The 22,272-nt window shown below is 40.3% G+C and carries 17 protein-coding genes; 5 read left to right on the top strand and 12 right to left on the bottom strand.

The window, feature by feature from the left end:
- The first annotated feature begins 82 nt into the window (after positions 1-82).
- Positions 83-730, top strand: a complete 648-nt coding sequence (locus HWQ58_RS23595) for an HAD family hydrolase (protein WP_292867906.1) — start codon at positions 83-85, stop codon at positions 728-730.
- 75 nt (positions 731-805) lie between these two features.
- Here HWQ58_RS23595 and HWQ58_RS23590 read toward each other — a convergent pair whose 3' ends face one another.
- Together HWQ58_RS23590 and HWQ58_RS23585 are read right to left on the bottom strand one after the other, a co-directional pair.
- Positions 806-1,150, bottom strand: coding sequence for a DUF5615 family PIN-like protein (locus HWQ58_RS23590; RefSeq protein ID WP_292867903.1), 345 nt, complete (start codon positions 1,148-1,150; stop codon positions 806-808).
- Positions 1,120-1,452, bottom strand: a complete 333-nt coding sequence (locus HWQ58_RS23585) for a DUF433 domain-containing protein (RefSeq protein ID WP_292867900.1) — start codon at positions 1,450-1,452, stop codon at positions 1,120-1,122. The genes HWQ58_RS23590 and HWQ58_RS23585 overlap by 31 nt, the downstream gene beginning before the upstream one ends.
- A 532-nt stretch (positions 1,453-1,984) precedes the next feature.
- Here HWQ58_RS23585 and HWQ58_RS23580 point away from each other — a divergent pair.
- The 3 genes from HWQ58_RS23580 (at position 1,985) to HWQ58_RS23570 (ending at position 7,378) form a co-directional block, all read left to right on the top strand.
- A complete protein-coding gene (locus HWQ58_RS23580; protein ID WP_292867897.1) occupies positions 1,985-2,845 on the top strand; it encodes a Tab2/Atab2 family RNA-binding protein in 861 nt (286 codons plus the stop codon).
- 300 nt (positions 2,846-3,145) lie between these two features.
- Positions 3,146-4,459: a TldD/PmbA family protein gene (locus tag HWQ58_RS23575; protein WP_292867894.1), complete on the top strand. Its 1,314-nt coding sequence runs from the start codon at positions 3,146-3,148 to the stop codon at positions 4,457-4,459.
- Between the two features lie 297 nt (positions 4,460-4,756).
- A complete protein-coding gene (locus HWQ58_RS23570; protein WP_292867891.1) occupies positions 4,757-7,378 on the top strand; it encodes a chloride channel protein in 2,622 nt (873 codons plus the stop codon).
- A gap of 77 nt (positions 7,379-7,455) precedes the next feature.
- On the opposite strand, the gene HWQ58_RS23565 is transcribed toward HWQ58_RS23570, so the two are convergent.
- The 5 genes from HWQ58_RS23565 to HWQ58_RS23545 form a co-directional block, all read right to left on the bottom strand.
- Positions 7,456-7,974: an ester cyclase gene (locus tag HWQ58_RS23565; RefSeq protein ID WP_292867887.1), complete on the bottom strand. Its 519-nt coding sequence runs from the start codon at positions 7,972-7,974 to the stop codon at positions 7,456-7,458.
- 89 nt (positions 7,975-8,063) lie between these two features.
- A complete protein-coding gene (locus HWQ58_RS23560; protein ID WP_292867884.1) occupies positions 8,064-8,255 on the bottom strand; it encodes a hypothetical protein in 192 nt (63 codons plus the stop codon).
- Positions 8,256-8,283: 28 nt separating this feature from the next.
- Complete coding sequence (locus HWQ58_RS23555) at positions 8,284-9,429, bottom strand: glycosyltransferase family 4 protein (RefSeq protein ID WP_292867881.1); 1,146 nt, start codon at positions 9,427-9,429, stop codon at positions 8,284-8,286.
- Positions 9,430-9,444: 15 nt separating this feature from the next.
- Positions 9,445-10,692, bottom strand: coding sequence for an O-antigen ligase family protein (locus HWQ58_RS23550; protein WP_292867878.1), 1,248 nt, complete (start codon positions 10,690-10,692; stop codon positions 9,445-9,447).
- Positions 10,693-10,943: 251 nt separating this feature from the next.
- A complete protein-coding gene (locus HWQ58_RS23545; RefSeq protein ID WP_292867875.1) occupies positions 10,944-13,004 on the bottom strand; it encodes a serine/threonine-protein kinase in 2,061 nt (686 codons plus the stop codon).
- Positions 13,005-13,550: 546 nt separating this feature from the next.
- Between HWQ58_RS23545 and HWQ58_RS23540 the strand changes: the two genes are divergently transcribed.
- Positions 13,551-14,789 (top strand): peptidase, encoded by a 1,239-nt coding sequence (locus tag HWQ58_RS23540; RefSeq protein WP_292867872.1) that lies wholly within the window; start codon positions 13,551-13,553, stop codon positions 14,787-14,789.
- A gap of 167 nt (positions 14,790-14,956) precedes the next feature.
- On the opposite strand, the gene HWQ58_RS23535 is transcribed toward HWQ58_RS23540, so the two are convergent.
- The 5 genes from HWQ58_RS23535 to HWQ58_RS23515 form a co-directional block, all read right to left on the bottom strand.
- Positions 14,957-16,984 (bottom strand): serine/threonine-protein kinase, encoded by a 2,028-nt coding sequence (locus HWQ58_RS23535; RefSeq protein WP_292867869.1) that lies wholly within the window; start codon positions 16,982-16,984, stop codon positions 14,957-14,959.
- A 528-nt stretch (positions 16,985-17,512) separates the two neighbouring features.
- Positions 17,513-18,607 (bottom strand): serine/threonine-protein kinase, encoded by a 1,095-nt coding sequence (locus HWQ58_RS23530; protein ID WP_292867967.1) that lies wholly within the window; start codon positions 18,605-18,607, stop codon positions 17,513-17,515.
- 372 nt (positions 18,608-18,979) lie between these two features.
- Positions 18,980-19,540 (bottom strand): hypothetical protein, encoded by a 561-nt coding sequence (locus HWQ58_RS23525; RefSeq protein ID WP_292867866.1) that lies wholly within the window; start codon positions 19,538-19,540, stop codon positions 18,980-18,982.
- A gap of 114 nt (positions 19,541-19,654) precedes the next feature.
- A complete protein-coding gene (locus HWQ58_RS23520) occupies positions 19,655-20,878 on the bottom strand; it encodes a type II secretion system F family protein (RefSeq protein WP_292867863.1) in 1,224 nt (407 codons plus the stop codon).
- A 129-nt stretch (positions 20,879-21,007) separates the two neighbouring features.
- Positions 21,008-22,135 carry a type IV pilus twitching motility protein PilT gene (locus HWQ58_RS23515; protein ID WP_292867860.1) on the bottom strand — a complete coding sequence of 376 codons (1,128 nt, stop codon included), beginning with the start codon at positions 22,133-22,135 and terminating at the stop codon, positions 21,008-21,010.
- Positions 22,136-22,272 lie beyond the last annotated feature (137 nt).

Here is a 22,272-nt window from a genome sequence, read left to right as displayed (position 1 = left end):
CTTAGCAGATGCTAGACTCTACCCACAGAAGCTCTTAACAAGCCAAAATCTAAAATTCAACATTCAAAATTTTCAAACTTTAATGGAACAACCGAAAGTTATTTTTTTAGATGCTGTGGGTACACTCTTTGATGTCAAAGGTAGTGTGGGCGAAGTTTATAGTCAGATAGCCCAGGAATTTGGCGTTACAGTTTCAGCCGAAACATTAAATACAGCCTTCATCCAAAGTTTTAAAGCAGCGCCGCCGCCGATATTTCCAGATGCAGAACTGCAAGATATTCCCCAGCGCGAGTTTGATTGGTGGCGGATAATTGCTCTGAACACTTTTGAAAGGACAGGTGTTCTCAAGGAATTTTCTGACTTTTCGGCTTTTTTTAGCGAACTTTACATTCACTTTGGTACTGGCGAACCGTGGTTTGTTTATCCCGATGTTTTACCAGCTTTAATCAACTGGCGGCGGTTGGGAGTTAGCTTGGGAGTGCTGTCCAATTTTGATTCTCGGATTTACTCAGTATTGCAAAGTTTGGGATTGAGAGAGTTTTTTACCTCTGTCACCATTTCTACCCAGGTACGTGCAGCTAAACCCGATCCGCAAATTTTTGCCATTGCCTTAGATAAACATAAATGTTCCCCAGAGGCGGCATGGCATATTGGCGATAGCATTGTAGAAGACTATCATGCAGCTAAAGCAGCTGGACTCAGAGGCGTTTGGATTAACCGTGGTAAATGAGGGGATACTTTCAATTCAGCAATGCCAAATTTTTAAAGTGGAATCCAATCCAATCTATCAATCCACTCTTCTGCCTCAGTCGCTTCCCAAATCAAATAAATTGTTTCTGCCCAAATACTGAGGTTCCCCACTGGAACGCAACCAAACTAGTCCCCAAATATGTCCTCCATCTCCCCAGTGTTCTTCCAGATGTTCAGGCATACTTTTGCGGTTGTCTGTAACCAACATTCGTTGGGATAATTCCAGGTAGCGGAGGATATCTGGGTCAAGCGTACCTAATAGCGGTGCTTCGGCATCGCCTACGCGCAGAATATCTATTGCTGGATTGAGGCGCAAAACAGATGTCTTCAGCTTGGGCGACAAATTTTCATCAAGGAGAAAACGTACCTTCACCAAGAGTTTAGCAACTTCTGCTCGCATTGGGCCTTTAATGCTCTTAAACGTTGCATTAAAGGTGAAGGATTAGCTGATGATTCTTGATAGCGCTGTTCTCGCCACTTTGCTAGCCGCAACATATAAGCATCTATTTCAACACGATTATGCAGATAGTAGGTAAGCGTCGCGTAAATTTTCTCCAAATTCAGGGAAGGTAATTCTTCTAGAATTTGCTCTGGTGAATATCCTTGCAAGTAATATTGAATTAGATTATCAATACCAATGCGATGCCCTTTGATACGGATGTCATCTGGGTCTAAAAACTCAAAATAATCTTCTAGTTGCATTCATCTACCTCTCCAGGATCTTTTGTAATTCGTAATTCGTAATGACGCTCTCTACGAGACGCTAAAAGCGTAGCTTGCAACTCTTACAGAGTACGCGGACTCGCTCTAAGCGAAGCCATGCCGAAGGCTTTACGCTACGCTAACGTAATTCGTAATTGAATCTCTATAATGACGAATTACGTTAGCGAGTGCGTGAGTGTCATTATCAATATAGAGGTGAAATTGGAACCAACACTCCTAGCAGTTAAAATCGCTCTACCAAAGATCCTCAGTCTTCGTTGTTGCCTCGCTTGCCTCAAACGCCTTTTCCCAAACCTCCCAATTATCTTTAGATTGTTGGACTTTTGAGATTAGCGACTTGTGCCAAGCGAACGCGAGTGCGTCTCATAGAGAAGCCGAGGTAAGTCGAGATGCTCGGCACGAGTCGCTCAGTACAAATGCCCAATGCCCCATTCTCAATGCCCAATGCGCCCCAACACTCGTATGATCAACATATCAGGAAAACATAACAGCCAGATTTTTACCGCAAAACATGGGCAGTATTTGGGAAATCGATTTTTACTCCCGTCCGATTTTGGACGCTAATCAAAAAAAAGTTTGGGAAGTCTTAGTCTGCGAAAGCCCTTTGGATATCGGCACAAAAGCAGACTCTTTGTTTCGCTATGCTCAATATTGTCCCAGTACCCAGGTAAATTCGGGCTGGTTGCGGACGGCATTGCAGGAAGCTATTAACCAAGCTGGAAAAGCACCAATTAAAATCCGCTTTTTCCGTCGTCAAATGAACAATATGATTACTAAAGCCTGTCAAGATATAGGCATTCCCGCCCAGCCTAGCCGCCGCACTTTAGTTCTCAACCAATGGTTAGAACAACGGATGGAAGAAGTGTATCCTCAAGAGGCAGGGTATCAAGGGGGGACAAATCCCTCAGTCCGCTTGGAGAAACCTTTGCCGCAACGTTTACCAGATGCTTTGGAAGGACAGCAGTGGGTATTTGTTACCTTAGATGCTGCGGATTTTGCTGATATGCCAGAGTGGGAAATTGGCTTTGGTGAAGCTTTCCCTTTAGAGTTGGCGAAAGTTTCACCCGAAGCCCGTATCCCTGGTATTTTGATTTTCTCATCAAGAGCGTTGCCCTTGGCTGGCTGGATGTCTGGTTTGGAGTTGGCTTTCTTAAGATTTGACACCAGCGAGGAGGCGAGATTGCTTTTAGAAACTGGTGTAACTGAAAGCTGGATTGTGGCAAATATCAAAAAACCTCAAATTTTAGCAGAAGCTAAAGGTTTTGAAGAAGCCAAGCAAAAAGCTAATGGAGTACATTTTATCGGCATACAGTCCGATCCCAAAGCACAATCTTTTGCTGGCTTTTGGCTGTTGCAAGAGGTTAATCTTTGAAAATGGGGAATGGGGAATTGGGAATTGGGCATTGGGGAGACAAGAGAGAATAATCATATCCAATGACAAATGACAAATGACTAGATCCGTTGAGACATGACAATGATTTGGGATAATTAACTGCGTCCATCAGTGTCGATCTGCGGTTCCAAATCGTAACTGTAAGGAAACACTGATGATTTTTGGATAGTTATCTGCGTTCATCATTGGAAAGTGCGTAGGCGTAGCCCGTCGTAGACATCGCACTTCTCAAGAGACAGCGTTGATATGCGGTTCAAAATCCACAATTCACTAAGGGTCATGGGTTCTGAAAATTTGTCACAAGATACACTAGCCGAACAGTTGCTGGAACTAGCTATAAAATCTGGAGCAGAAGCTGCTGAGGTGTATCAGTCGCGATCGCTTTCTCGCCCAGTGTTTTTTGAGGCAAACCGACTCAAACAGCTAGAAACCAACCAATCTGAAGGTACAGCACTACGGCTTTGGCGAAACGGGTGTCCGGGACTGACGGTGGCTTACGGGTCTGTCTTAGCCGAAGTAATGGTGGAAAAAGCTCTGGCTCTGAGTCAACTAAATCAACCGGAAACTGTCGAATTAGGCTCTAACTCTCAGCCCTCCTACCCCGATTTAGGAGAAAGTTTACCGATAGAGGTTTTGGTGGACTGGGGCAAAGAAGCGATCGCACTCATCCGTGATGCCTATCCCGATGTTGTATGCAATGGTGACTGGGAATGTGATATTGAAACCACCAGACTAGTCAACACTAAAGGTTTAGATTGTCACTATACTGATACTACCCTCAGTTGCTATGTATCAGCAGAATGGGTGCGTGGTGATGATTTTTTAAGTGTTGGTGATGGTCAAACCAACCGGGGGGAACTCGACCCAGAGAGATTAGCTAACCAAATTTTACAACGGTTAATTTGGGCCAGAGAAAATATCTCACCTCCTACTGGTCGTGTCCCAATTTTGTTCACTTCTAAAGCCGCCGATATGCTTTGGGGTACTGTGCAAGCCGCTTTAAATGGCAAGCGAGTTTTAGAAGCAGCTTCACCTTGGGCAGAACGTTTGGGTAAGGAAGTAGTTGCACCCAGTCTCACGATTTCCCAAGATCCAGAAGCTGGCCCTTACAGTTGCCCTTTTGATGATGAAGGCACTCCGACTCAATCTTTGGTATTTATCCAAAACGGGATTTTACAGCATTTTTATGGCGATCGCACTATCGGCTTTCAACTGGGTACTGACACCACTGGAAATGGTTTTCGCCCTGGTTTAGGTAGCTATCCCACCCCTGGTTTATTTAATTTTCTCATCCAGCCAGGTTCGGCATCGCTACCAGATTTGATTCAACAACTAGATGATGGTTTGATTGTCGATCAAATGTTGGGTGGTGGCGGCAGTATTTCTGGAGATTTTTCGATCAACGTCGATTTAGGCTACCGCGTCCAAAATGGTCAAGTAATTGGGCGTGTTAAGGATACGATGGTTGCAGGTAATGTTTACACAGCCCTGAAGCAATTGGTTACACTAGGCAACGATGTTGATTGGAATGGTTCTTGTTATACCCCGTCTCTGATAGTAGAAGGGCTATCTACCACGGGAAGAAGCAATTAAATAATTCGTAATGACGCTCGATGACTCGCTAACGTAATTCGTAATTCGTAATTGGAGACAGAAATTGTATAGTAACGAATTATACAGCAAATTTCAAGTTAGTGAAGTACACAACGATTCGTCTCAAAGCCAGGTATAAAGCCTGTTTTACTTCTGACTCCTGAATTCTGACTCCTGACTCCAGAATTCTGCTGTATTTTGCCAACGACTTTTAAAACATTCTCTGAAGATTCCACCGAACAGCTTTTTAGTAAAAATTTGTAATCAAAAATCCAAAATCAAAAATCCAAAATTTGTATGAATCAGCGTTTTCGCACCTGGTGGCAGCCTAGAAGAGGTTTAGCGATCGCCGAAGCCTGTATTATCGGTTTGGTTGCTGCCCTATCTGCGGTATTCCTGAAAGTAGGATCGGGATGGCTGGGGACATGGCGAGTGCATACTACCCACTTTTTGCCGGCATGGCTGGTACTACCTGCAATTGGTCTTGTTCTGGGATTTCTGGCTGGATGGTTGGTGGATAGATTAGCACCAGAGGCTTCTGGTAGCGGTATTCCGCAAGTCAAAGCTTCTCTTGCCAATGTGCCTGTGAATTTATCTTGGCGGGTAGCAGGTGTGAAGTTATTCAGTGCCATCATCGCCATCGGTTCCGGCATGACTCTAGGACGGCAAGGCCCTACTGTCCAAGTGGGGGCTGGTTTGGCAGCAGGGATGAGTCGTTGGGTTCCCACTTCCCCAGATCATCGACGGCAAATGATTGCAGCCGGTGCGGGTGCGGGTTTGGCTGCTGCTTTCAATGCCCCGATCGCAGGTGTATTATTTATTGTTGAAGAATTACTCCAAGATTTATCAGGATTGACTCTAGGAACTGCCATTATCGCCTCCTTTATTGGTGGCGTGATATCCCGACTTTTAGGTGGTGGCTCTTTTGACCTTAACTTGCAATTAGTAAAATCTTCCAGCCAATTCTCCATCCCAGAAATTCCCTTTTTCATACTGTTAGGTATTTTGGCAGGCTTGTTTGGTGCATTGTTTAATCGCGGCATCATATTTAGTATTAAATTTTATAGAAGATTACACATCAGCTTACCGTTGCAGGTAGCTTTAGCTGGATTTATCTCTGGTGTTGTCGTGGCTATGCTCCCCCCATCCTTCCGTGATAATACGGGACTACGGGAGTCATTAATTACCGGAGGTTCTCATCCTAGCGTCGCCGCGATCGCCTTTGTAGCCCAGTTCATCCTCACACTGATTGCATTTGGTTCGGGAGCACCAGGGGGATTATTCGCTCCCAGTCTGATTTTGGGTTGTTGTTTAGGACACATCATCGGTGTATCTGAGTTATATATCACCAAAGTTGGTTCTCCTACGACTTACGCCCTAGCGGGTATGGGTGGATTTTTTAGCGCCGTTTCCAAAGTGCCAATCACAGCAATTGTGATTGTCTTTGAGATGACTACAGATTTCAACCTGGTGCTACCTTTGATGATTGTTTCTGTCGCAGCTTACCTGGTTGCGGACAAGGTAATGCCTGGTTCGCTTTATGAGAAACTTTTGGAGTTAAAAGGTATTACTCTCACCAAAGAAGTGGCGATGGAAGGAGCATTAACCAAGTTAACTGCAAAAGATGTGATGCAAGAACGAGTAGAAACTCTAGATGCACAGATGAGCTTGGAAGAAGCAATGCAAGCTTTTGCTCGTTCTCATCATCGCGGTTTCCCTGTGGTAGAAGATAACAAATTAGTGGGGATTGTAACGCAATCAGATTTGCTGAAAATACGTGAGAGTACAAACCACACACTTCGCGATCGCCATCTAGCCGATATTTTCTTAAAAGAAATTATGACATCTGTCCCGATGACAGTAACACCAATTCACACTTTAAGTAATGTACTATATTTACTCGATCGCCATCAAATCAGTCGCTTACCTGTGGTAGATAGACGCAAACTAATTGGGATTATTACCCGTGCAGATATTATTCGGGCGGAAGCAGATCATCTCAATTGTGATAACCAGACTCCGAAACTGCGGTCAGAACCTTCATACATAGTTTACCAAACGCGATCGCCCAGCACTGGTAGAGGTAGATTATTAGTACCCGTAGCTAATCCTGAAACAGCAGGTGTTTTATTACAAATGGCAGCAGCTATTGCCCGCGATCGCCATTATGAAATAGATTGCGTGCAAGTAATGCTGATACCCCGCCACAGTTCCCCATCAGAAACACAGGTAAGAACAGCAAAAAGCCGCCGCTTGCTACGACAGGCAGAAGTCTTAGCAAAAAAGTGGAAAATTCCTTTGCACACGCAGATTCGAGTTACCCACGATGTAGCCCAAGCGATTTTGGAAACAATCAACGAACAATACATCGACCTAATTCTAATGGGATGGAAAGGTAACACATCTACCCCTGGTCGGATTTTTGGTAACGTTGTTGACACCATAATTCGCCAAGCCACCTGCGAAGTCGTATTAGTAAAATTAGGCACTACTCAATCCCCGATTCTCAGTCCCCAGTTCAACCGTTGGCTAGTTCCAGTCGCTGGTGGCCCCAATTCCCCACTGGCAATTAAATTGTTACCAGCTTTAATTACATTGGGAAACGATCCGAAAATTCACCTGACACAGGTGTTTAAGCCATCTGAACTCAAGCCAGATATGTCAATTTCAGAACAAGCCATTCGCCATTTGATGCGTCGCCGCAAATTGTCCAGTACTGTAGTTGCTCTGCCAGTGCAAGCTAATTCAGTCGCCGAAGGTGTGATTAACCTAGTGCAAACCGAAGGTTACGATGTTGTAGTTTTGGGAGCTTCCCGCGAGGGATTGCTACAGCAAGCGATTCAAGGTAATATTCCCGAAGCGATCGCCTCTGGTGTCGAAAGTACAGTTATTTTGGTTAGGGGTGCGATTCAAAAATAAACTAGATCGATTAGTACCTTCTTGCGATCGCTGTTACAAAAGTAGTAGTTTCACGATATTGGTGCTAAAAATTAACATCATACTCTTAAGCTATTAATTTCTGTTAGCTTGTTCAACAGCTTGGATAAAAGACTTTTAAAAATATGTGGAAAAAGGGCAGGCCCTGGTAGAAAGACAATACCCAACTGTTGCATTAATCCAAGTGCATCACCTTGCCCCCAATGCTCTACGATTTTGCCGTTTTCAACGCGATCAATATGCATGATTGATAACTTAATTTCTTTACCTGTTGAAGGAAGACCTTGAAATTCAGCAAGATGCCTAGCTGTAAATGTTCCACAAGTAACAACTTTATCTCCTTCAACAAGCACTTGGTCAAATGTATGTTGACCGTTGGTAAAGGCTAAGTAAAAAGCCATACCAAACTCTTTAAAACCTTCACCATCAAGAGGAGCAGGTGTACCAGCGATATGAGCAACAAAATTGGGCGCTATAAGTGCCAAGGCTTCGCTAATATTCCGGCTGTCGAAAGCTCCATAGAACTGAAGAACTATATCTTTATTTTGTCGTTCAGTTGGACTTATTTCTCTACACATACAACCTGACAAAAAGCTTATCTAAGTAATTTATTGTCCCATTGCTTATCCATCTATCACGCTGTTTTGTCCAGCGATCGCCCATTTTATTAATGATAAAATACACCAATAATCAGAGTAACAATTATTGGTATTAAAATTGGAATAGCAACTATAAGTCCCCACTTACCAAACTTAATTTCCTCACCCTCAGATTTTAGAAACGCAATCCAACCTACAACTTCCATCAAAACCCAAATAAACCCAAAGGCAAGAAATATAACAAATATTGAATCTTCCATTTTTTTAACAAATTTTATTAAATTGTAACTAATTACCACTAACTAACTTTGCTAAACTTGCACGAAACTGGCTAAAATCAAAAGCTTCAATAGTTTTTTGTTGTAAGTATTTTGGTTGGTAAATTAATCGATTAGAGCAATCGCCTTGCAGGATTTGAATTAGATTATCGGCAATTTCTTCAACGTTATCAGGATCGACCAAACATCCCAACTTCCCGTCAGCCAAGGGATCTATAGAACCATCTTGATTACCCGCCAATACAGGTTTACCACAAGCTAAAGCTTCTAGAAAAACAATCCCAAATCCTTCTCCTTTACTAGGCAGAGCAAAAACATCGCAGAGATTGTAATGATCGCACAATTCTTTATCTGGAACAAATCCGGCAATAGTAACACAATCTTGTAGATTTAAGTTGGTAACTAAAGCTTTAATTCGAGGTATATCATCTCCTTTCCCTGCAAGAATGAAGTGAACATTAGGGAGATACAACCGCACTTTAACTAAAGCATGGAGGATTTGGTCATAACCCTTGTATTTTGCCATGCTTCCCAGCCGCGTTACTGTTAAAATTACAGGCTGTTCATCTGTTAAATTATATCGCTTGAGTAAGTAGGTAGGTTTAGAATTTATTGGAAACTTACTAGCATCAAATGTATTAGGTAAAATAACTATTTTTTCGGAATTAATATTTGTATTTTGAAGCAAGCGCTGGCGAGTATAATTACTAACACTAATGATTTTATCTGCTTTTTCTAAAGCGAATTTTGTTGCCTTGTTTTCGATATCCCAAACTTCTAAGCCATGAGCAACGACCCAGTAAGGAATTCCAGTGAGAAATTTTAGAATATAACAAACAATCGCATAGTTAACATGAGTGGAAATTACGATAACGGGATGTTGAAGAATAGCTAAAATAATTATTTTCGTGGCAAATAAAATTGGTTGCACTAATTTTGGTAAATCTCCAAAATAATGAAATCTTGTTGAACTTAAAAACTGCAATTTGTCTGGCTGTTTTAAACTATATTTATCATATTTTAGAAACACATCATAATCAGCTTCAGGATATATATCTTGTAAAGCTTTCAGCAAAAATTTTGAGTAAACTTGAATACCTCCCTTGAAATCAAATATATTCGGAAATATTAAGTAAAGATGAGGTTTAGCAATCATACGTTTTTTGGCATTTTAAATAATTTCAGGTTTTAATTGCATGACAATATCTTTTCGATAATTGATAGCTGCTGCTATAAAATAAAACTCAATAGTTGTAAAAGTATAGTCTTCAGCAAAAAAATCTATAATTTGAGACACTAAAAATAGAATAATTGGAACAGTAATTAAAGGATTAGCATATTTAACTTTAAGTGCTATTTTCGCTAAAAAATTAGTAAATAGTAATAATCCAGGAATTCCTTGTTCTGCTGACACATTTAAAAATATATTGTGTGCATGATAACCTTTTTTTCCCCAAACTTTCACTCCTATCTGGTCTGGAAAAACCCCTATACCTATACCAGTAAGTGGTCTTTTAATAGTTTCATTAATAGCTGCCTGCCACATTTGAAACCTTGAAAAACCTGTTACTACAAGAGTATGAGGCTTTTTTTCGTTTGGATTTACTAAATTTGAATTTTCTAAAAATACATTAATTAATGGAAATATTTTACTATCTGCCAAACCAAGTCTCCATGTAGAAACTGGTACAGTTACAATGCATAAAAACAACAAGCTTATTAGATAAATCATTTTTCTAAAACTAATAATTTTATATGTCAGCAAAAAAAACATCCCAATTATAAAAATTACCCAACCATTTCCGCTAGCAGACAAAGCTAAGAAAATTGGAAAAATTAATTCACTTATATTTAATTCAATTTTAGAAATTTTATTCTGTTTTTCTAAAATCAAGCTTAAACATAATCCAATGGCGACTATTACCCCAAATTGATTAGGGTTTTGCATAATTGAACCAATCTCAGGATAAAAACTGGGGAACTTTAATAATTTAAAAATCCAGTTTTTGGGAAGGAAAACCTCTAAAAAACCCAAACCTGCAATTATCTGTAGTAAGTACAATATGCAACGATAATAAAATGTTAAAGATGGTGTTGCTATCTTCTTAAAAGTTAATATTAAAAAAGCAAAAAATAATATATAATAAGTTGAGTATTTGAGACTATAAGTAATAGCAATATTTGGAAAGTCGCTCATTAATGAGGACAGCCACATCCATAAATACATTAGACTTATAGATATCAAAATTATTTTATGCTTCTTAACAACTTCTGGTATCTCTTTTAAAGAGAAACTAATGATTCCCAAGCTAAATGCAGGAAGTAATAGATAATGAATACTAATATTTATTCCTGGAAATTTAATTCGCCCTAAAAGTGAAGAAAATAGTATGAGCAGGAAAAATATATTATTAATCATAAACTTTTATTTAGAGATATTTTTTGACAATAAAAAACCTATATTAAACCCATTTTCGTAGGTTTAGGGATAGATTTTGATATTTTTTCAAGCTATAATCCTGAGCACGTAAAGAATATTATCATAATACAGTCTTCGCCAATATCATCTTTTGAAGCTAGGATTAAATTGAGATTTTTGCACAGCTAAATATTCTGAGATAGAACCCGAAAAAGTCGCAATCTATCCCGAATATATGCTATTAGATATTTTTAATTAATCATCTGCCAAATTTTGAGAATGTTCTCACCACTTCCACCACCGGCAATGGTTTGTCCATCTGGGCTAATGGCAACAGCATAAATATATCCAGAACCTGTTTCCAAAGTGCGAATTTCCTTTCCTGTGACTGGGTTCCAAAGTTTGATTGTCTTGTCACTACTACCACTTACAAGAGTAATACCATTTGAACTTACGTTTGGCAAAAAGACGACAGAATTAACCTTATCATTATGTCCTTTTAAGGTATGGATTAACTTTCCTGTTTTTAGATTCCACAATTTAATTGTCTTGTCTTTACTGCCACTGGCAAGGATGACACCATCGGGAGCAAAAGCGACTGAAAGAATCGACTCTGCATTTCCGTCTAAGGTGCGGATTAACTTTCCTGTGCCCAGATTCCACAATTTAATTGTTTTATCCCAGCTACCGCTGGCAAGGGTTTTACCATCAGGACTGAAAACGACAGATGCAACACCACTGGTATGTCCCTCTAAGGTGCGGATTAACTTTCCTGTCTCCAGATTCCACAGTTTGATTTTCATATCCTTACTAGCACTGCCACTCGCAAGGGTTTTGCCATCAGGACTGAAAGCTACAGAAGTAACTCCGTCGCTATTTCCCTCTAAGGTGCGGATTAACTTTCCTGTCTCCAGATTCCACAGTTTGATTGTCTTGTCCGCACTGCCACTAGCGAGGATTTTGCTATCAGGACTGAAAGCTATAGTCCAAATCCAATTGGAATGTCCTTTTAAAGTGCGGATTTCCTGTCCACCTGTCAGATTCCATAGCTTGATTGTCTTATCATCACTGGCACTGCCAAGGGTTGTACCATCAGGACTGAAAGCTACGGAATTCACATCACTAAAATGTCCCTTGAAGGGTTTGGGTAGATAAGAATTTTCTGAGACGTTTTTTTGGGGTTGAATAGGCTGAGAAATAGGTTCAGGAACTTCGCTGACTGTATGGGGACGAGAGTGAAAATACCAAACTCCCCCTAATCCCAACATCAAAATGCTAGAACCTAACAACAGTTGACTTTTCAGATTGTTATTTGATTTTGGTGAAACTGGCCCCTTGTTTGCTGGAGTAGTTGCAAATGTTGGTGTAAGTATAGTTGGGGGCACTGATGACAATGGTGGTAGTTGAGGTGTCAAGTCAATGATGACTTCATCAGCCGATTGATAACGCTTTTGGATGTCTAGTTGCAACAGCTTATCCAAAACTTCACCCAACTCTACAGATATAGAAATCCCTTCTTTACTTGGACTGGTTAAATGTTGTCGCCAAGATGTAACCCAACCATAACCCTGGTATATCCATAGTTGAGATGGGCGAACTCCAGTCAGGAGATGAAAACAAGTAGCCCCCAAACTGAATAAATCACTGGCTGGGTAAGCTTTTCCATCTTGCATCTGTTCAAGTGCAGTGTAACCGTGTGAGCCAATAACAGTGCCCATTCTAGTCTGCACTGTTACTGTCAACAGCTTAGAAGCTCCAAAATCAATTAGGATTAATCGCCCGTCACTTTGACGGCGAATAATATTCTGTGGCTTGATATCCCGGTGAATCACTCCCCGCACATGGATAAACTTCAGTATCGGCAGTAAATCTAGCAAAAGTTGGCGAATCTCCGTTTCGTTATAGTTTCCCCGCGTTTCCGATTCTTTGAGCAAGTTTTCCCCATTGATAAACTGCTGCACCAAAAATAGATAGCTATTTTGCTCAAAATAAGCTAATAAAGTTGGAATTTGCGGATGTTCTGCCAGTTCTTGCAGTCGGCTCGCTTCTTGTTTAAATAGTTCAACGGCCTTGGTTAGCGGCCCAGTTCCCTGAAGTTTTGGCGCGAATTGCTTAACAACACAGCATTCATTCAGTTTGTGTACATCTTTTGCTAGATAGGTTCTACCAAATCCGCCTTCGTCTGATAAAACCTGAGTGGGACGATAGCGACCTCCTAGCAGGGGTATCAATTCCGCTCTACAACTGTGGCAATAGTTGTTTTTATCAGGATTTAAGGGTTTTTGGCAATCGGGATTCACACAACAGAGCATACTGGGAATCCATTTCAATTGGGGTATATATTCATCTTAAGTCATACAGTATAATCTCTCTTGTTAGTAAATATCACTGAGACCCCATACAAATCCCCAATTTCCTTACCTGATCAGGTATTGAACAATTTAGATAATTTGCAAAAAATTGTGTTTGAGCGATGCCTTTTGAAGAATTGATGGACGTCAGGTCTGCTTGTATATTACATCTGTGTGAGCAATTTAGTCAGGTTTACAAAAATACCTGGGCAAAAATCCGAAAAGCAGCAATTTAAGTTTGTAGCTCAGTATATACCTACGAAATTGAGATTTCCTCTAGTAGTCTAAATTGAAAATATAATTTTTCTGATTTGATTGTAGCAAACATTCGGATATGTAGTATATATAAATTCATCTGATTACAAACGATGCCTTTAGCAAGCCGCTAAGGTATATACGCTAAATTCCCCTTTACGTTTACATAACTGCTGTGGTTAAAACAGCAACTAGTATTAATTTTGTATTTCAGGAATAGACAAAATTATCAGCAAAATTAGGAGCGTAATTATGCTATTAGAAAACAAAAACTATCGTCGCAAATTAAGTCATGTTTTAATTGGTTGCGTGACTAGTAGTTTGTTAATCACAAGTAATGTGCTGCCTATAAGTGCTTTGGTGAAATCTCAAAGTTCTCAAGACTTTATAATTGCTAAATCACCAGATGAGAGACAACCAGAAGCAGTAAAAAAAGGAATTGAGCAAATTCCTGCTTCTCAAGCATCAATATCTCCGAGACGGAAGACTTCTATTGAGTCACCAATACAGCAGACTCCTCGTGCATCGTCTCATAGAGAAAGTTCTCAGCGAACTTCCAGCGTTTCAGATAATAGCTCTACTCCTAGATCGTCTAGACGTAGGACTTATAACTCAAACTCTAATCGTTCCAATGGTGGTGGTGCATCTAGATCGTCTAGAGCTAGAATTGCTAACTCAAATGCCAATCGTTCTAATGGTGGCTCCGGGAGAGTTCGCAAGCCAAGTTCTAATGTCGCTACAACTAGGAACCAAACTCTCGATAATTCAGCGCTTTCTTCGTCTGCAACACCAACTTATAAAGAGATTAACTTTGTAGATGTTGCATTAGGTATTTTGAGTAAGAGTGACTTTCAATCTGAAGGTAGATATTTTCAATTCTATGAGTTTGAGGGTAGAGAAAATCAATTAGTTCAAATTAGGCTGATTGGTAGTAATGATACACGTAGATCCAATAACTTGAGTTTAAAACCCTTGTTGTTTCTGCACGATCCTGATAATAATATCATCGTTAAAAAAGGCGCTTTGGATAAAAGCAGTGGTGGCGATGATGCATTTATTTTTGCGCGACTGCCTAAGAATGGAACTTACAAAATTGCAGTTACTAGTCAAGATCCTGGAGATACAGGTCGCTATAGCTTGGCTCTCAGGAATGACAGAGCTAGCTATACTTTAGATGAATCAGGCCAACTAACTGCCAAAAGCTCAACCCTGAAACAAAATGGAGGCGCTTACAATGTTTCTAATTTTCAAGGTAAAAAAAATCAGCTTATAAGTATTCGTGTAGATAGCGTTGATGAAGAGTTTTCTCCTTACGTAGCTTTACTAAATTCTCAAGGACAGACGATCGCTATCGATAAAGACAAAGACAAAGCTGGTGTCTACAGTGCTTTAATTGACCGAGCTAGGTTGCCTGAAGATGATACATACTATATAGTTGTTACTTCCAAAAATCCACAGGAACGCGGTAAATACAGATTGACTATTTTCTAAGCTAATTGCTGATTGGGAATTTGTTATTTGTCATTGGTCATTGGTCATTAGTCATTAGTCATTGGTCATTGGTCATTTGTCATTAGTCATTAGTTGATGCTTAGTAACTTTAAACAAATGACAAAGGACAAAGGACAAAGGATAAATGACAAATCCCTAATCCCTAATCACTCAGACAACCGCCAAATCTTAATAGTGTTATCTTCACTACCGCTAACAAGGGTTTTGCGATCAGGAGTGAAGGTAACAGATGTGACGGTGTTGGTGTGCCCCGCTAATGTGAGAATTTCTTCTCCTGTAGCTGTATTCCACAGTTTGATAGTGCGATCGCGGCTACCACTAGCAACAATTTTACCATCGGCACTGAAGGCTACGGATGTGACAGTATTGCCATGTCCCGCTAGTGTGCGAAGTTCTCTTCCCGTAGCTAAATTCCAAAGTTTGATGGTGCGATCGCGGCCAGCACTAGCTAAAGTTTTACCATTTGGGCTAATAGCCACAGTTGTCACTGTTTGAGAATTTCCTTCTAGTGTGCGGATTGGGTATCCCTTTGCTAAATTCCAGATTTTGATCGTCTTGTCAAAACTGCCACTGGCCAGTATCACACCATCGGGACTGATAGCCACTGACCGCACCCAGAATGTATGCCCTGCTAGTGTGCGAATTTGCTCTCCTGTTGCCAAATCCCAGATTTTAATCGTGTTGTCATCACTACCAGTAACTAGAGTCTCGCTATCAGCACTGATGGCTAGGGCATGAACTGAGTCAGAATGCCCCATAAGAGTGCGAATTTGTTTTCGCGTTGCCAGATTCCAAATTTTAATGGTGTTGTCATCACTAGCACTAACCAGAAGTTTGCCATCTGGACTAATTACTACAACATTCACCTGCTGAAAATGTCCGTTGAGTGAAGAGATTAGTTTTCCGGTTGCGAGATTCCAAAGTTTGATTGTGCGATCGCTGCCACTACTGGCTATGGTTTTGCCATCGGGGCTGATGGCGACAGATAAAACTGAGTTTTCGTGTCCTTGGAGGGTGTTAGTTAAGGAAACCTTACCCAAGCTAATCTGACTCAAAATTGCGTCATTTTTACCAGGACTATTGTGCTGAATCAACCTAGAGACCAAACTGGTTTGAATCCGGCGAAAATTTTTATACCAAGATTCGCTGAATCCAAACAACAGAATGAAAGCACTGACTAAGATTAAAATTCTCAGTAAGGGATAACTTTTTGGTAAAGCTGGTGCTTTAGTTGGTGGTAATTTCCCAGATGATTTACCCGCAGGTGGCAGGGCGAGGAGTTGTTTTGGAGTCAAGTCTCTAAGGACTTCTTCGGCTGACTGGTAACGTTCATGGATATCTTTTTTCAAAAGCTTGTCGATGACAAAATCCAACTCAGGATTTAGCGGACTTTGCAAATATTCCCGCCAATTACTTACCCAGGCGTACCCAGATTCCATCCACAACTGAAACGGGGAATTTCCTGTTAGCAGATGAAAACAGGTAGCCCCCACACCAAACAAGTCACTGGCAGGGAAAGCTTTCCCATCTCTAATTTGTTCTAGGGGAGAATAACCATGTGAACCAATAGATGTGCCAGATTTCTGTTGAACTTTGGCGGTAAATTGCTTTGAAGAGCCAAAATCAATCAGGCTTAATCGTCCATCATTTTTATTGCGAATAATATTTTCTGGCTTGATGTCCCGATGAATAATTTTGCGATCGTGGATAAATTTTAGGATGGGCAGTAAATCTAGCAAAATAGATTGAATGTCTCTAGCGTTATAAGCTTTGCGCTGTTGCAACTCCTTTAATAAATTTTCCCCATTGATAAACTGCTGTACCAAATATAGGCAACCGTCTTGCTCAAAGTAAGCTATCAAAGTTGGAATTTGGGGATGTTCCCCAAGGTCTTGTAGTCGCTGCGCTTCCTCTGCAAACAACTCCATCGCCTTTTTTTGCGACCAAGTTCCTTGGAATTTTGGAGCTAATTGCTTGATAACACAGCGTTCATTGAGTTTATCTACGTCTTCTGACAGATAGGTTCTGCCAAATCCCCCCTCATCTGAAAGGACTCGGATGACACGGAAGCGATTTCTTAAAAGTGACACCAGCGGGGTGCTACAACTTTGGCAAAACTTCTTTCCATTGGGATTCAGGGGATTTGAGCAATCGGGATTTAAGCAGCAGATCATGATCTGACAGGCGCGACTGCATGACAACTTAGGCTAAGTTTGCCCCGAACTTTCCCTTAAGATAATTGACTCTCGCTTACTTGTGGTAGATAAACCCTGTTCTGGGGATTGGGGAATTACTTATATAGTTAGCTTTTGTAAATAGTAGTCAGTCTTCCTCATCTGTGGAAAACTACGAGAGCCATAAGATTAATTATTCTATCGATTATATAATAATCTGAATAAAAATATTTTTTTGAACTTTTAAACATAGTAATTTTGCTTGTATCTTAGCAAGCGATAACTGACTAAGTATTGAAGATAAACCCTGATTAATTAATCATTACTGACTATCAAATATAGTTAAAATGCTTACTAAATTTGTTTTGGCTATTTTAAATTGCCCATAATTAATTATTCATTTGATACTTTAGCTAAAAAAGGCTGCAACTTACAGCAGATTTCAAGTTAGTGAGGTACACAACGATTCGTCTGTTACTCAGGGATAAAGCGTGTTTTACTCCTGAATTCTGAATTCTGCTATATGGGCTATCTTGTTTCCTTGAATCTTGCTCTCCATTTCCGAATAGCACTAGCAGTTCTGGCTACAGGTGGCATGTATACATCATAATTTTCCTGTTGTGTAATTTCATATTGTGTAATTTTGTGTTGTATAATTTCGTGTTGTGTAATACTTTTATTATTTAATTTTTGGGTAGTTAGACAGTTAGCCAAAGTAGGTGAATAACTTTCATTACTTAAAGCTTTCATCACTTCATCGGCAGTCTTAAACCGATCCTCTAAGGTGATTTTCACCATTTTTCCTAAAATTTGAGCGAAACTGTTACTGATATTTACCTGTTTTTGCCAAGATATTTCACCAGTTTTTGGGTTGTAGTCCAATTCTAAAGGACTTTTAGCAGTCAACATATAAATACAAGTTACACCCAGTGCATAAATATCACTAGCATAAACTGGACGTAGAGAAAACTGTTCTGGTGGTGCAAATCCCCTAGTCCCGATAAAGTTGGTCTTTGCAGCTTGATTGATTGAGTTTTCACAAGCATCAACTAATTTCTCTTTCACCGCACCAAAATCAATCAGCACTATGCGCCCATCATATTCACACCGTAATAAATTCTGGGGCTTAATATCCCGATGAATCACATGATGTTTATGAAGATACTGTAATACAGGTAATAATTCCTGTAAAAACTGCTTAACTGAGGCTTCACTTTTGGGCCCAGTTTGCCGCACTTCTCGCGCCAAAGTCAAACCCGGCACATATTCTTGAATTAAAAAGAACTCCCCATTCGCCTGAAAGTAGTCTAATAGCATGGGAATTTGCGAATGACTACCGAGTTGTCCCAAAGTTCTTGCTTCTTTTTCAAAGCGCATACATGCCTTTTGCCAACTTTGGGGAGTAGTCACTTTTGGACAAAGCTGTTTAATGACACATAGTGGATTCCCAGGTAATACGGCATTTTTGGCTAAAAATGTCACACCAAAACCACCTCTACCCAAAATTTGCAGTATTTCATAGCGATCGCGAAATAGCCGTTTGGAACCACACATCTGAATCAACTGAGTTTGTTGTAAAATGCTCTCTTGAGAATTCGTTGTTTTTTGAGAAAAACGATTCAGATTCATTATTATAAAATATCTACTCTTAAATGAATGTCTCTAATTCTATGATAATTCTTTATTGACAACAGTAAGATTACTGAATCTTTGCCAAATCCTCATTACTCTTCAAAAAGTAAAAATAAATTTTTGTATAACTAGCCCTTTCACGGATATATGACGAGCTAATTTGTAGTTTAGTAGAGGTAAAAGTCTGTTGCGTGGGTACTTGTACCCATTTTGTATGAAGATGCACATAATAAAACCCCTCTGGTTTAGCAAAAGGGGAACAGCGTACCCGGGGGGTAAAAATATGTAGTTTCACGCTTAGTACATTTATAGGGATGCAAGGACTTGCATCCTAACGATGGGATGTTTTTTAACTATAAGTACCTAAGCTGGTGGAGTTTGTGAAGAGAAAATATCTGTGAAATTCTCCTCAACAAGCAAATCTGGTGTTTGCATAATAAATGGGAGTTCGGCTCCCACAAGACCTCTTTGGATGCGTTCTAAAGTCTCACTAAAAACGATAAACAGAGGATATATAGTATTCGCTCCCTCACTCAAAATATGACTGTGACGCAGAGGCATCAACCACTCATAATCATTGTCCAGATAAACTTGAGTTTGTCGCCAACGTCCTAACAAATCAGAAAAGTCTTCGTGAGCGCGATGAATAAAGACTAAAATTTCTGCTCCAGTTTTGATTTTCCACTCTGGATCGCACATCAAAATTGCGACATCACAGGGTAAGCAAATCGTTTGTGCGGCTGTTATAGCAGTATTGCGAAGCCGGACAATTGGCAAGGGTATAGTGATGACACTTTCATCTGGACGGCGCAGACTGGGAATCATCTCCAAGTATGGCCGATGTTGCTTTAGTAAGGCGATCGCAGCTAGATGATTGCTGTACTCTGCCAAACTCGCTTCGTACTGAGATTTTTGCACAGTCATAGTTTATTAAATAGTTAGGAGTTAAAAATAAAATTAATCAGTTAGGAGTTAAAAGTTAAGAATTAAAATTTTTAACTCCTAACTCATAACTTCTAACTCTTAACTATTAATTCCTTATCCCAGCTTTTCAAAGACCTTAAACATAGGCAAATACATTGCTAGCAAAATGGTTCCAACCATCCCCCCTAAAACCACAATCATCACTGGTTCCAAAATACTGGTCATTGCTTTTACTGCTTGCTCGACTTCATCTTCATAGAAATCGGCAACTTTCATCAACATTGCATCTAATTCTCCAGTTTCTTCTCCGATACTAATCATCTGAATTGCCATAGCTGGAAAAACGGCATCTTTTTGTAAAGCAATGCTAATCATACCTCCTTGTTGAATCTCCATACGGGCTGCATCTATGGCATTAGCAATCACTTGGTTTCCTGATGTATCTCGGACAATTTCTAAGCAAGTTAAAATTGGTACACCTGAACGAGTCAAAGAACCAAAAGTCCGGCTAAAGCGGGCAACTGAAGATTTTTGAATTAAGTCACCAAACAATGGCATCTTCAGGGAAAAACGATCGATTGTGATGCGACCAACAGGAGTTTTACCGTATTGTGTAAAAGCAAATTTCAGCCCGATAATAATACCAAGAAGAAGTAAAGCACCCGGACTTCTCAAAAACTTACTAGCATCCATCAAGAATTGCGTTAGAGGTGGTAATGAAATTCCAATTTGTGTAAAAATCGTGGCAAAAATGGGAATAAGAAAAATGGTCATTCCCAGAAAAATAGCAACTGCGATAAAACCCACAACTGTTGGATAAGACAATGCTGATTTAATTTGGTTTTGTAAACGGGCAACATCTTCTAACAACTTGGCTAAACGATTTAATACTTCGTCTAGAACACCACCAACTTCGCCAGCTTGAATCATACTCACATATAATCCATCAAAACAGTCAGGATGCTTCCGCATTGCCTCTGAAAGATTCATTCCGCTTTGAACATCGGTGCTAATTTCCACAAGAGCCTGTTTCAGTTTAGTATTACTGCATTGGTCGGAAAGCACCCCCAGACTTCTAACGATCGCAACTCCCGCATTCATCAAAACGGCAAATTGACGCGAAAAAACGGCTTTGTCTTTCACAGAAACCTTAACTAAGGATTTCTGAAAGTTTTTGAAGGCAACATCTGGCTGAAATCCTTGAGATTGCTTGAGTTCTTGAATTACAAAACCTTGATCTCTGAGATTAGTACGAGCTTGTACCAAGGATTCAGCAACAATTTTTTCTGTTCGGGATTTTCCTTGGGAATCGCGAACACGGGCAACGAAGTTTGGCATAAATAAATTCAAAATAGTTGTTATTAATTGGTCATAGGGTACACAAAGCAAAGGTGCAAAGGGGTAGAGGGGAAAAACTTACTGCAACTTCTTCCCTGCTCCCTCATCTCCCTCATCTCCCCACTTCCTTTAATGCGCTTTGGCAGCCACACCGGGTTTAGCACCTGCGGCAGCTTGCGGTGTAGAATTACCAATGAGACGTTGAATTTCATCTGGCTTAGAAGTCTTAGACATTGCCGCTTCAAAGGAAATCGTTCCGGCTTTGTAAAAATCGGCTAAAACCTTCTCCAGAGTTTGCATTCCCAATTTGCCGCCAGTTTGAATTGCTGAGTAAATTTGAGATGTTTTACCTTCTCGAATCAAGTTGGAAATAGCAGGAGTGACAATCAGAATTTCTTGAGCCATCACCCGACCATATTCACCGGGTTTAGGGTTTTTCTTGGACACCAAGGTTTGGCTAAATACCCCCACCAATGAGTTAGACAATTGCACCCGCACTTGGGTTTGTCTTTCATGCGGGAAAACGTCGATAATCCGGTCAACAGTTTGGGCGGCGGAACTAGTGTGTAGCGTACCAAATACCAAGTGTCCTGTTTCCGCAGCAGAAATAGCCAAAGAAATCGTTTCCAAATCGCGCATTTCCCCCACTAGAATAATATCTGGATCTTCCCGCAGGGCTGCTTTCAAAGCATTAGCAAAACTTTTAGTATCTTCTCCTAGTTGCCGCTGGTGAACCAAGCTTTTAATTGGTTCATAGACAAATTCAATTGGGTCTTCCACCGTTAAAATATGCTCTGCTTTAGTGCGGTTAATCAAGTCAATCATTGCCGCTAGGGTAGTTGTCTTGCTGGAACCTGTAGGGCCTGTCACAAGAATAAGTCCTCTAGGCTTATCGCACATTTCTCGTACGATATCTGGCAGACCTAATTTTTCAAAGTTAGGAATCTTAGAACTTAATGCCCGTAAGCAAGCAGCATAAGCACCACGCTCTTTATAGACATTGACCCGAAAACGAGCCAAACCTTTGACACCATAAGAACAATCCAACTCCCAGGTTTGCTCTAAGGTTTTACGCTGGGTATTGTTGAGCATACTAAAAATCAGCCTTTGACATTGATCGGCTGTCAATACATGTTCACCTATAGGGGTAAGTTTGCCACTGATGCGGAAGTAGGGAGGCAAACCTGCGGATAAATGCATATCCGAGCCACCCATTTCAATCAACTGCTCCATCAAGTCTTCAATCATCATTTCCATAGTTCTGCTTCCTTTTAATGTTTTTTATTTGTCATTTGTCCGTTGTCATTTGTTTAAAGTTACTAAGCATCGACCAAAGACTAATGCCCAATGCCCAATGCCCAATGCCCAATGCCCAATGCCCAATGCCCAATGCC

This window comes from Nostoc sp. LPT, assembly GCF_017115165.1.
Lineage (GTDB): Bacteria > Cyanobacteriota > Cyanobacteriia > Cyanobacteriales > Nostocaceae > Nostoc.
This window is presented reverse-complemented; position numbering and strand designations above follow the sequence as displayed.